The sequence below is a fragment of the Pseudoalteromonas spongiae UST010723-006 genome (assembly GCF_000238255.3).
GTDB classification, from domain to species: domain Bacteria; phylum Pseudomonadota; class Gammaproteobacteria; order Enterobacterales; family Alteromonadaceae; genus Pseudoalteromonas; species Pseudoalteromonas spongiae.
In genome coordinates this window covers 1,790,477-1,802,769 of record NZ_CP011039.1, presented here as the reverse complement: position 1 = coordinate 1,802,769, position 12,293 = coordinate 1,790,477, and the positions used below count along the sequence as shown (strand labels likewise).

Below are 12,293 nucleotides of genomic sequence, written 5' to 3'. Positions count from 1 at the left end.
TTCTGCATAGCCTACCAGTGAACATAAAAATTTAAAGGAAATACGGTAAGTTTTTTTAAAAATGCTATGATTTTTGTTGGATTATTAGTTTAATATAGACTGAATAACTCTAATTATAATTTTAATGCAAGGGAGAAGTCATGCCTTCGATCCGATTACTCTTCGCTCTGCTGTGCAGTTTTATGCTAACAGCATGTGGCGGTGGTGGTAGCTTAGAGTCACCAGATGGTGGTGGTTCAGCGAATAGCTACGAACTTAAAGTTACTCTTCACTCAACAGATGGTGGGAATGGTATTTCTCAAGTATCTGCTGCTCAACCTGGTTTGTTAAAAGCTACTTTAACTAAAAACGGTAAAGCGTATGCAAATCAACTGGTTTCATTTATTCTTTCAGACTTTAATGGTGATACTGTCGGTAAATTGGATCCTGAAATAGGTACCGCACAAACAAATTCCGAGGGTGTCGCCGAAATTACATTGCGTGCAGGCTCAGTAGTTGGTTCTGGTAAAGTGACGGCGACTTTTGCCCCGACAGATACCGACCCGTTACAAGTTTCGCTAACTTTTACGAGTGCTGGTGACGAATCAGATGGCGGTGTGAGTGGTGCTGTAACATTAGAACTGACCGTTTTGGATAAAAATGGTAATAAGTTCACAGAAGCAAATCCTTTAAGCAAAGATAATCAGGGAATTGTTCGTGCGGTTGTTAAAAGTGATGGTTTACCAATCACGGATGGTCTTGTGATTTTTAGTACAGAGCATACGGGAACAGTCTTATCAGATACTGGAACTCAACTTTTAGATGATAATGGTATTGCAACTGTCGCACTTGGTTCTGGTAACTTTAAAGGTGCGGGTAAAGTAATAGCACAAATCGATGGTACAACTATAACCAAGAGCACAGGCTTTTTCTCGTCTGGTGATGATGCATCGGTCGAAACTGCAGAAACAATAGTAGATGTTAAAATACTGGTGGGTTGTAATGACGGGTGGGATGCTGATCGTGATAACAACCGTTTAGACCCAACAGATCCAATCACAGGTTGTACAGTCGTAAATAGAGATATTTCTTCAGATCAGATTGGTACTGTGTTTGTTTCCGCTGTAAATGCTAAAACAGGCGATGGTTTTGCAGATGTATTGGCAACTGTTAGCACTACAGTAGGTAAACTATCACCAGAGTCTGGAAAAGCCGTAACAGACGCTAATGGTATTGCTTTATTAACTCTTGAGCCAGGTACCAAAAATGATACTGGTGAATTAACAGCAACTGTCCGTAATGTATCAACGAGTAAAGCGTTTAGTGTCGGCGTAGCTGAGTTTTCTTTAAGCATAAATAATGGGTTACACCTTAAAAACGATGGGTCGGGAGAGTATCAAACCTTAGCATCGGGTGCGACAACAGTTATTACGGTTGAATTGAGAGATGCTGATGGTCAGCTACTTTTAATTCCTTTGGATGTTGAATTTAGCTCAGCGTGTAAACAGGCCGGCAGTGCCGAACTTGATACCAAAGCCACAAGCATTGGTGGTATTGCGTCTGCCACATATCGCTCTCTTGGTTGTGAGGGCAATCCAACAGATACAGTGACAGCATTTATAAATGGTAAATCTATTTCTACACTGTTACCACTTTCAGCTTCTGAAGTGGCGTCAATCGAATTCATAGATTCCTCTGAGACAGTAATTGCTTTGAAGGGTACTGGCGGAAAAAATAGGACTGAATCAAGTAACATTCAATTTAAGTTGATCGATGAGTTAAAACAACCTGTTGCTAATAGCCGTATTGATTTTAAATTGAGTTCTAACAACGGTGGCGTTTCGCTAAATCGGCATTCAATTAATACAAATAGCCAAGGTATTTCAGAAGTTACTGTAACATCTGGCAAAATACCTATGGCGGTGCGCGTTCACGCGTGTTACATACCAGATGAGCAAATACCGTCAGACTATCCATTTAACGACGTTACGTGCTGGAAAGAGTTTTTTGATCAGTGTAAAACAACACCAAAAGCGGAAGACTGTCCTGAAGGGCAACTTAATCTTGTTCAGTTAGACTCACAAATTACTAGTGTGTCAGATTTATTAACAATTACATCAGGTTTACCAGACAATGATAGTTTTACTGTTGCATCTGACAATTATAATGTTGAAGGTTTACAGTATGACAACGTAACAGCCAATGTAACTATTTTCATGGCTGACCACTTTGGTAATTTCGTTCCTGATGGAACTCCTGTTTATTTGCGTGCAGAAGGTGGTGCTATTGGCCTCATAGATGGTGAGCAATTTAGTGACTTATTGCGTTGTGAAACGATAGATGGTGTTTGTACTGTTCAATGGAGAAGTCAAGATCCAAAACCATTTACAGAAAGTAAATGGGGAAACTCTATCAGTGGTGTAAACCCTGTAACAAATGAAGTTAATTGTAACCCTTGGTTTGGTCTTCCTGCTCCTTGTAGGTTTGGTCTTCTAAATGCAAACGATAACTCAAATGGCGTACCACTTGGTGGGCGGGCTACAATTTTAGCGACTACATCAGGTGAAGAAAGTTACATTGACCGGAATGCAAATGGGATGTTTGATAGTGGTGAATTTTATGCACCTTTTGACCTTCCAGAAGCTTTCTTAGATAGTAATGAAAATGGGGTCTTTAACGGTGATGTAGACTGTAGCACTGGCACTAATTGTATACCAGGAAACACTAATGGCGGTGAATTCGAAGAGTTTGTTGATCTCAATGGAGATGGTGAGTACTCACTTGCCGATGGCAAATTTAATGGTTTAGTGTGTTCTGAACAAGCTGAAGCTAATGGAGATTGTTCGAAAAGTTTAGTAGATTTGCGTCGAAATATTGAAATTGTAATGTCGGGTAGCGAAGCATTCGGTCGTTACACGATTAGTAAATCTGCCAAATTTGTTCATCCGGTTTTGGGTACTGAAGGTTTAATCCCAGGAAATTGTGATAATTTAGTTCTTGAACCACCAGCTAACGGTTCATGGGAGTTTATGGACAGAACAACTAATGCTAGAGTTTTACTAGCACTCGAAGAATCAGAAACCCAAGATTTCTGTGATGTACACTCAGTTGATATCTCTCGTTATTTTATTCATATTAATGATGATGACGATGTGAACACGCCAGCAGCGTGTGACCAGCCTAATGCGGTAGTTGAAAACGGTATATGTGTCGGTGATGTTGATACACCAATTGACGTTGGTTTGTCATATGTGCCTTTTAATTTTTACTATAGCGACATATTTAACAATCCACTACCAGCGGGTACTAAAGTAACATATACCGCTAGCAATGGTGAGACGGATGATGGTGGCTATGATATTCCCAGCTCAAATACGACATGGGCAGCTTATTCAAGCCATATTATTGGTCGTGAAGGAGAACCTAACAAGAAAGTAACAGGCGAATTTTATTTCGAATTTATAACACCAAAGTCAACGATAAAGAAAATTTCTTTGTTAGTTATAGATGAAGGGTAATCCTTGAGATAAAAAAAAGCGCCTTAACGGCGCTTTTTTTATACACTAAATCTATTTTCCCTTCAGAAATCTACCAGTTCAATCTACTCAAATTTTAATCAAGCCGTGTATTTTTAACGCTAACACATATAAAAATAGCGAGTTTTTTAAAAATATGCTTGTCAGGCTGGCACTTTGTCGATATACCTTTAATAATAGCGCCCTAAATGGGTTAACAAATTAAATCGCATTGCGTAAATAAAAATAGGCAAATATGGGTAAGTCGTTAGTTATTGTTGAGTCACCAGCCAAGGCGAAAACAATTAATAAATATTTGGGCAAGGATTTCGTCGTAAAATCCAGTGTTGGCCACATTCGTGATCTGCCAACATCTGGGAAAGCGAACAAAGCCGCTACTAAATCGCCAGCTGAAGTACGCAAAATGTCACCAGAAGAAAAAGCTAAATATCGCAAAGAAAAAGATTATGCGAATTTAGTTGCGCGTATGGGTATTGACCCTAATAAAGGGTGGCAACCACATTATGAAGTGCTTCCTGGTAAAGAAAAAGTTGTTGCTGAATTACAAAAACTCGCAAAAGACGCTGACTACGTTTATCTCGCAACCGATTTGGATAGAGAAGGGGAAGCAATTGCTTGGCACCTTGAGCAGGTCATTGGTGGCGATGAGTCAAAGTATAAACGCGTTGTATTTAATGAAATCACTAAAAACGCGATTCAGAATGCCTTTGCTGAGCCAGGCCAATTAAATACCGACATGGTTAACGCGCAGCAAGCGCGTCGTTTTCTCGATCGTGTTGTTGGCTTTATGGTGTCGCCGTTACTTTGGGCGAAAGTAGCACGCGGTTTGTCAGCAGGTCGAGTACAATCGGTAGCAGTGCGTTTATTAGTTGAACGTGAACGTGAAATTAAAGCATTCATTCCGGAAGAATTTTGGGATATTCACGCAGAGCTGAAATCTCATGAAGATCAAATTCGTTTTGCGGTAGCAAAATATTTAGGCAAGGCGTTTGAACCTAAGAATAAATCAGATGCAGATGAAGCCGTTGCCAAATTAAAAGCTGCGGAATATAAGGTTGCAGCAACCGAACAAAAACCAAGCAAAAGCAAACCATCAGCGCCATTTATTACTTCAACAATGCAGCAGGCAGCGAGTACGCGCTTAGGTTATGGTGTTAAAAAGACCATGATGCTCGCTCAGAGGCTCTATGAGGCTGGTTTTATTACGTACATGCGTACTGACTCTACAAATTTATCAAATGACGCTGTAGAGGCTTGTAGAGGCTATATCGAAAATGAGTTTGGTGATAAATATTTACCTGCATCGCCAATTCGTTATTCGTCAAAAGATGGTGCGCAAGAGGCGCACGAAGCAATTCGTCCATCTAATGTTGCTATTTTGTCGGGCCATTTAGACGGTGTCGAGGCTGACGCGAAGAAACTGTACGAGCTGATTTGGCGTCAGTTTGTGGCATGCCAAATGACACCAGCAGAGTATGACTTAACAACAATTACCCTTGCCGCTAATGGCTATGAATTAAAAGCTAAGGGTCGAGTACTGAAGTTTGATGGTTGGACACGTGTTCAGCCGTCAGTTAAAAAGAAAAATCAAGAAGAACAAGCATTGCCTGAGGTTAAAACGGGTGATGTATTAAAACTTGTTGAACTGGATCCTAAACAACACTTTACCAAGCCTCCTGCACGCTTTAGTGAAGCGAGCTTGGTACGTGAGCTTGAAAAACGTGGTATTGGTCGTCCATCTACGTATGCATCAATTATTTCTACGATTCAAGATCGTGGTTATGTGCGTGTAGAAAATCGTCGCTTTTTTGCAGAAAAAATGGGTGAAATTGTTAATGAGCGCTTGGTTGAAAGCTTTAGCGATTTAATGAATTTTGATTTCACCGCGAAAATGGAAGAGCGTTTAGATGATATCGCAGAAGGCGAGCGTGAGTGGACACAGGTTCTTGATAAGTTCTACCAAGAGTTCTCAGCAAATTTAGATAAAGCCAGTTCAGATGAAAATGAAGGTGGCATGCGTACCAACCAAGTGGTTGAAATCGATTTGTCGTGTCCTACATGTAGTCGCAATATGGGCATTCGCACCGCCTCAACAGGTGTGTTCTTAGGGTGTACAGGTTACGCATTGCCACCTAAAGAACGTTGTACGCAAACGATGAATTTGGTACCGGGTGAAGAAGCGGTGGCCGCAGATGTGGAAGACGAAGAAACAGAAGTGCTTCGTCAGATGAAACGCTGTCCTAAATGCGAAACAGCGATGGATTCTTACCTCATTGACGAAACGCGAAAATTGCATGTGTGTGGTAATAACCCAGACTGTGATGGCTATTTAATTGAAAGCGGTAGCTTTAAAATTAAAGGGTACGACGGCCCTGTTATCGAATGCGACAAGTGTCAGTCTGAAATGCAATTAAAGTCGGGTCGTTTTGGCAAATACTTTGGTTGTACTAACGAGGAATGTAAAAATACCCGTAAACTGCTTAAAAATGGTGAAGCTGCGCCTCCGAAAGAAGATCCGGTACACCTACCTGAGTTACCGTGTGAAAAGTCGGAAGCATACTTTGTGCTACGTGACGGCGCATCAGGTATCTTTATGGCTGCGTCAACGTTCCCGAAATCACGTGAAACGCGAGCGCCTAAAGTGTCTGAGTTAAAACGTTTTCGCGATCGTATTTCACCTAAGTTTTATTACTTAGCAGACGCGCCAGAGAAAGATCCAGATGGTAATGACGCGATTATCCGCTATAGCCGCAAAGCTAAATCACAATATGTAATGTCTGAAGTTGAGGGTAAAGCAACTGGTTGGACGGCACAATTCGTTGATGGCAAGTGGGTAGAAGAATCAAAGGCGAAAGCAAAACCAAAATCTAAAGCGAAAGCCAAAAACTAATTATCAAAATAAAAAAACGCAGCCAATTGGCTGCGTTTTTTATCTAGTATCTTTAGTTGCATACTTGGCTTAGCGCTAACGTTGCTTTGCATTCATTGTTAGGCTGGCGCCAGTGTTGCACATCTGATTGCGCCGTACAGCCAGCATCTTCAATTAGTAAGGTGTTGTTATCACAAAGCAGCAAGGCTGCGTTGGTTTCATCAATAATAACGTGAAGCTGGAATTGGTTAAACGGCGCTAACCGATTGGCATCATTATCAATTGCGTCTTGTAGCAACTGCTGTCCTTCAGTGTAATGTGTGTCGCTAAACTTCAATGTGCCGTCTAGTGCTGCTGCAATGTCTTTTAATTGTGACGCTAGGTCCGCCATTTTTTCAGGCTCATACTCATTTGGCTTGTTGGCACATGCTATGCAAAAGAGCATACCCATAATTACAATAAGGTGTTTCATACTAGTGCTCCCATGCAGTTAACTTATTAGTTTCGTCTTTACCGGTATCTAAATTCCAATTACAAATAGCGTCGCAAGGCATATCTTCAAATACACTGTTGGCGACAATACTAATATAGTATTTGATATTTTCAATAGCTAAATCAAACACATCGTTGTAATGCATTTTGCCGTGAGGCGTTTCAAGTTGGGAAATGAAATCTAAATCGACTTCTTCAAACATTGGATAGGTTAGACCATGGTCAACACCTACATGTCGTGCCCAAGGAAAAAGCCGGTGGCTCTCTTCAGCATTATTAACTACAAGCTGAAAGCCTGACTGCCATGCATCAAAATCAGGTTCTACATTTTTTGTATATTCAGGGTGAATTTGCTCTAAACAAAAACGCCAAATTTGCTTTATATCGTCATCCAATTCGTTATTTGCATTAGTGCATGAGCCAATATTGAGCTCGACCCGATCAGCATAACCAATTTCGCCAAGATTAAGCCGTTGCCAAATAAAGGCATCTTGATTCATTTCACAAACTCTATGTGCTTTTTGGTTTTGCTCGTACGGCCCCACCTTTAATTCAACGACAGGGTGAATAGTAATGTCTGCGGCAACGTGAGCCATATAGCCACACAGCCAAGCAAATGATTTTTCTTGCGCGCTTCCTTCCAGAGTTTTGCAATAGGCAATAGCGGCTTTAATGACGTCTCCTGTGCGCTCGTAATGCATAAGATCAGCCCATTTATTTTGTAGCTCTTTATCTAAACCCACCACCAAATAAGGGTAATCTGGTGAAACACAGCCTAATTCCAGATATTTTTTGTTTTTACTTAAAATTAATTTGGCTTTTTTGGGTATGTCTAATTGGTGTAGCGATTTATTTTCGGTAGCGAAATTAACCGCTGTAATGTGTGCAAATGCACCCGGCATGGTTTAGTCCTTTAAATAATCAACCTCGATAGCATAAATAACTTAAAGCAGTGGGCTAAATAGTCAAGGATTGTTGATTTTAAACAAACGGTTTATGTAGTTTTGTGGGGATTAGAGTTAAAGCTGTTTGATTAAATTTAAATTTGCTTAATTTTATAATTCTTACTTACTTATTTAAAAGTTCGAAGTATCTGATTAGGGTGAGAAAAGAATGGTCGGCATAGCAGGATTTGAACCTGCGACCCCTGACACCCCATGACAGTGCGCTACCAAGCTGCGCTATATGCCGACATAGTTGCTAGTGTATTCTCGGATTTATGTAAAAGCAACTAGTCTAGGTTTAACTGCGTGATAAATATACGATTTAATGAAAGTGTTAGCTGTTATATTTTGAATATAACTGGTCACGTACGATTGTTATTGTTTTACCTTATACATCGAATACATGTGTTCTTCGTCTAAACAAAGAGAGATATTTTATCGCGGCTCACTATCAAGACTCATTAATTTAATCAATCAACAAACAAGAGTATTTAAAAACAAGCCTGATAACTCATTTAAATCAATATTCTTTTACTCAACAGCTTAGTTAAATTCGATTGTTGTATTTTGTCAGTTAACGTTATTGCAAATATAAGCCAATTATTACTAATCGTTAATTATTTAAAATTAAATCTGCAAAATGTTGTTTCATTATCTCTACTAATAAAGGTTGTGCTTTTGCATTAGGGTGAATGCCATCGGGTAGCATAAGCTCAGGCTTGGTCACCACCGATTCAATAAAAAATGGAATGGTTGGTACAGATTTTTCACTTGCGACCTGCTTATAGGCGTTTTGAAACAGTGTTGCGTAGCGCTTACCGAGATTAGGAGTAATAGCTACTTCCATTAAAATGACGTTTGCGTTCGCAGCTAAGCTTTTATCAATAATTTGGCGTAAGTTATTCTTGAGTAATTTCACCGGGTAGCCGCGTAAACCGTCGTTACCGCCTATTTCTACTAATACCCAGTTTGGCGAATGTTCATCTAATAAAGCGGGAAGACGTTGCAATACACCACCACTGGTTTCACCGCTAATACTTGCATTTATCAATGTGATAGGGGATTTTTCTTGGTTGTACGCATTTTGTAACAACTGAGGCCACGCTTGTTCTTGTTTTAGACCATAGCCTGCGCTTAAGCTGTCACCTAAGATAAGTAATTTAGTTACTTGATTTTTGTCGCTTTTACCATCAGTGTGATCGGTGTTGGCGATTGCCGTGTAACTAATAACAAGTAAGATAACGAATAAACTACGTAACAACATTGAGAGTCCTATGAATAAGCTTTCGCAAATGAATGTGATTCAGGTCAAAGACCTTGAAAAAACTGTCGCAACACTTGATGGCGACCTAACTATCCTCTCTGGCATCAGTTTTAATGTCAAGCCAGGCGAGTCAATTGCGATTGTCGGAGCATCGGGCTCAGGTAAATCTACCTTGCTTGCGCTACTTGCGGGCCTTGATAGCGTCACCCAAGGTGAAATATTTTTAGATGGCGAGCCATTACATAGTTTAGATGAAGAGCAGCGTGCAGCGGTACGTGCTAAGAGTGTCGGTTTTATTTTCCAATCGTTTATGTTGGTGCAAAGCCTAACGGCGCTTGAAAACGTAATGCTACCTGCGGAGCTTGCAGGTGAAACAAACGCTGAAGAAAAAGCCAAAGAACTGCTTGAAAAAGTTGGGCTTTCACACCGTTTACATCATTTTCCTTCACAACTATCGGGTGGAGAGCAGCAACGCGTTGCGATTGCGCGCGCATATATTGGCGAACCTAAGGTGCTATTCGCAGATGAACCATCGGCTAATCTTGATAGCAAAAATGGCCGCATCATTGAAGAACTTTTATTTGATTTAAATAAAGTCGCCGGCACAACCTTAGTATTGGTTACGCACGACGAACACCTTGCTGAAAAGTGCCAACGCACCCTTCATATTGATGCAGGCCAATTAATCGATGACCGTATCGGAGTACAGGCTGATGTGGGCTAAATTAGCGTTTAAATTATTTCGCCAAGAATTAAAACGAGGCGAACTCAATATTATTTTATTGGCGATTGCGCTCGCTGTCATGACGGTAATGACATTGTCTTCAATCACTGATCGCATCGGTCTTTCTATCAATCAAAAAAGTAGCGAGTTTATAGCCGCAGACCGTGGCTTGCAAAGTAACCACAAGCTGCCACAAGAATTCCTCACAAAAGCGATTGATGACGGCCTGCAAACGGCCACTTGGTATGGTTTTGATAGCATGCTGTTTGCCAATGATGAAATGCAAATAGCGTACATTAAGGCAACCGACGAAGGCTACCCACTAAAAGGCCAATTAAAACTTAAAGACAGTTTTGAAGGGCCCGAGTATGTTACCGAGGCGCACCCAGCGCCTGGCAATATATGGTTGTCCGATACGGTTTTTTACAGCTTAAATATTGAAGTAGGGGACGTGGTTGAAATTGGTGAAGCCAATTTCATTGCAGAAAAAATTCTTGCTGAAGAGCCTGATGCACCATTTGCGATTTTTTCAAGTTCGCGTCGGGTACTTATGAATATCGCCGATGTTGAAAAAACACAAGTGATCCAACCAGGTAGCCGCGTTTCTTATCGTTATTTATATGCCGGCACCGAGCAGCAACTTAATGATTATTACGCTTGGCTCAAACCGCAATTACTTGAAAACCAGCGTTGGTATGGCGTAAAAGATCGTCAAGGTCCAGTATCTGATTCTGTAAACCGCGCTGAGAGATTTTTATTACTGGCAGGCTTGCTCGGCATTATGCTTGCGGCGGTAGCAATTGCCGTGTCTGCAAGGCGCTACTGTGAGCGTCAGTACGACCCCGTTGCAATGATGAAAACACTGGGCGGTTCGCGCACGACTATTCGTAATATCTACATTGTACATTTACTGTTAGTGACTGTTTTTTCGGTCATTATTGGTTTGTTGCTAGGTTTTATTTTACAAGTTATCGCAATCGATGTGCTGAGTGAAAAAATGGGTAAAGCCCTGCCGCCAGCATCACTTTGGCCGCTTGGACTAGCTACCTTTACCGGTTTGATCTGTGCCGTTATGTTCTCGCTTAAACCGTTAATGGACTTATTTGATATTCCACCAATGCGGGTGCTGCGCCGTAATTTAGGGGATTCCCTTAAAGTATCAAAACTGCACCTGTTACTTGCAACACTTACCGTGTTTGGCTTGATGTGTTTATTTAGTCGCAGTGTCGTGATTGCGGGTATTATGTTTGTGTCATGTGCGCTTTTAGCGGGTATGTTATTTGGTTTAAGCCGATTACTGTTTACCTCGTCACGTAAACTGGGATTAAAGCCAAGTAATAGCTGGTCTTTGGCAATTGCGTCACTACAAAAACGCGCAAACGCTAATGCGGTGCAAGTAATTAGCTTTGCACTTGCAATCAAGCTCATTTTATTTTTAGTAGTAATGAAGAACGATTTAATTGCCGATTGGCAATCGCAACTACCTGAAAACGCGCCAAATGGCTTTTTGGTAAATATTAGCGAATATGAACGCAGTGATATCGCCGATTTTTTAGCCGAAAACAACATTCAGCAAACCGATTTTTATGCTGTGGTGCGCGGTCGCGTAAATAGTATTAACGGTGAGCAAGTAGCGCGTTCTGTATCGGCACAAGAAAACGAAAAACGCGATGAAGAAGCGCGTTCGGGTGTTGGTCGTGAGCTTAACTTAACATGGCGTGATACCTTGCCGAAACACAATGAAATTGTTGAAGGTGAGTGGTTAAACCCAGATGCCAACGAGCTTTCCATGGAGCAATCTATGGCTGAGCGGTTAGGTGTGAAAATTGGCGATGAGCTTGAGTTTTTAATTGGCTCACAGCGTTTTAGTGCCAAAATTACCAGCCTGCGTGAGGTGAACTGGTCTACCATGCAGCCCAACTTCTTTATTATTTTAAGTCCTAAAGTGCTGTCACAATTTCCGGCAACGTATATTTCTGCCATTAGCACACCGACCGAATCTAAACGTGCGTTGCAGCAACTGGTGCGCAATCACCCTAGTGTGAGCATTATTGATGTAGATTCAATGATAAAGCAGGTGCGCTCAACTATCGACCAAGTTGCAACGGCCATTAGTTTTGTACTGATTATTGTGGTGATTTGCGGTGCGTTAGTATTGGTGTCGCAAGTGCAGGCAAGTTTGCACGACCGCATGCAAGAAGTGGTGATATTGCGAACCCTTGGTGCTAAAGCCAAGCTTATTAAAAATGCGGTGCTTTACGAATTTGTATTGCTGGGTTTATTTGCGGGCATTTCTGCAGCACTGTTTAGCGATATTGCATTACTCGTTGTGCAGTACCGTATGTTTGAGCAAATTGGTAATTTGCACCCAACAATGTGGCTTTACGGGCCTGTAGTTGGTGCCTTATTTGTAGCTGTGCTTGGCTATAGTTTAGTGGCAAAAACGCTGCGAAAAAACACCCAAGGCCTTGTTAGGGCGCTATAA

7 protein-coding genes and 1 tRNA gene are annotated in these 12,293 nt (G+C 41.2%); 4 read left to right on the top strand and 4 right to left on the bottom strand.

The window, feature by feature from the left end; all coding sequences use genetic code 11:
* Window positions 1-140: 140 nt before the first annotated feature.
* On the top strand, window positions 141-3,497 hold the full coding sequence (locus tag PSPO_RS08440) for a hypothetical protein (protein WP_021033088.1): 3,357 nt from the start codon (window positions 141-143) through the stop codon (window positions 3,495-3,497).
* A gap of 253 nt (window positions 3,498-3,750) precedes the next feature.
* Window positions 3,751-6,405 (top strand): type I DNA topoisomerase, encoded by a 2,655-nt coding sequence (gene topA / locus PSPO_RS08435; protein ID WP_010559875.1) that lies wholly within the window; start codon window positions 3,751-3,753, stop codon window positions 6,403-6,405.
* Window positions 6,406-6,457: 52 nt separating this feature from the next.
* Here the strand turns inward: topA and PSPO_RS08430 are convergent, their stop codons facing one another.
* The 4 genes from PSPO_RS08430 to PSPO_RS08415 form a co-directional block, all read right to left on the bottom strand.
* Complete coding sequence (locus PSPO_RS08430) at window positions 6,458-6,856, bottom strand: hypothetical protein (protein WP_010559876.1); 399 nt, start codon at window positions 6,854-6,856, stop codon at window positions 6,458-6,460.
* 1 nt (window position 6,857) lies between these two features.
* Window positions 6,858-7,778: a zinc dependent phospholipase C family protein gene (locus PSPO_RS08425; RefSeq protein WP_010559877.1), complete on the bottom strand. Its 921-nt coding sequence runs from the start codon at window positions 7,776-7,778 to the stop codon at window positions 6,858-6,860.
* A 212-nt stretch (window positions 7,779-7,990) separates the two neighbouring features.
* Window positions 7,991-8,067: transfer RNA gene (locus tag PSPO_RS08420), tRNA-Pro, on the bottom strand.
* Window positions 8,068-8,433: 366 nt separating this feature from the next.
* Window positions 8,434-9,084, bottom strand: a complete 651-nt coding sequence (locus tag PSPO_RS08415) for an arylesterase (RefSeq protein WP_010559878.1) — start codon at window positions 9,082-9,084, stop codon at window positions 8,434-8,436.
* 10 nt (window positions 9,085-9,094) lie between these two features.
* Here PSPO_RS08415 and PSPO_RS08410 point away from each other — a divergent pair, with 10 nt between their 5' ends.
* Together PSPO_RS08410 and PSPO_RS08405 are read left to right on the top strand one after the other, a co-directional pair.
* Entirely contained in the window at window positions 9,095-9,808 is a 714-nt protein-coding gene (locus PSPO_RS08410) for an ABC transporter ATP-binding protein (RefSeq protein WP_010559879.1), read from the top strand.
* A complete protein-coding gene (locus PSPO_RS08405; RefSeq protein ID WP_010559880.1) occupies window positions 9,798-12,293 on the top strand; it encodes an ABC transporter permease in 2,496 nt (831 codons plus the stop codon). Before PSPO_RS08410 ends, PSPO_RS08405 begins: the two co-directional genes overlap by 11 nt.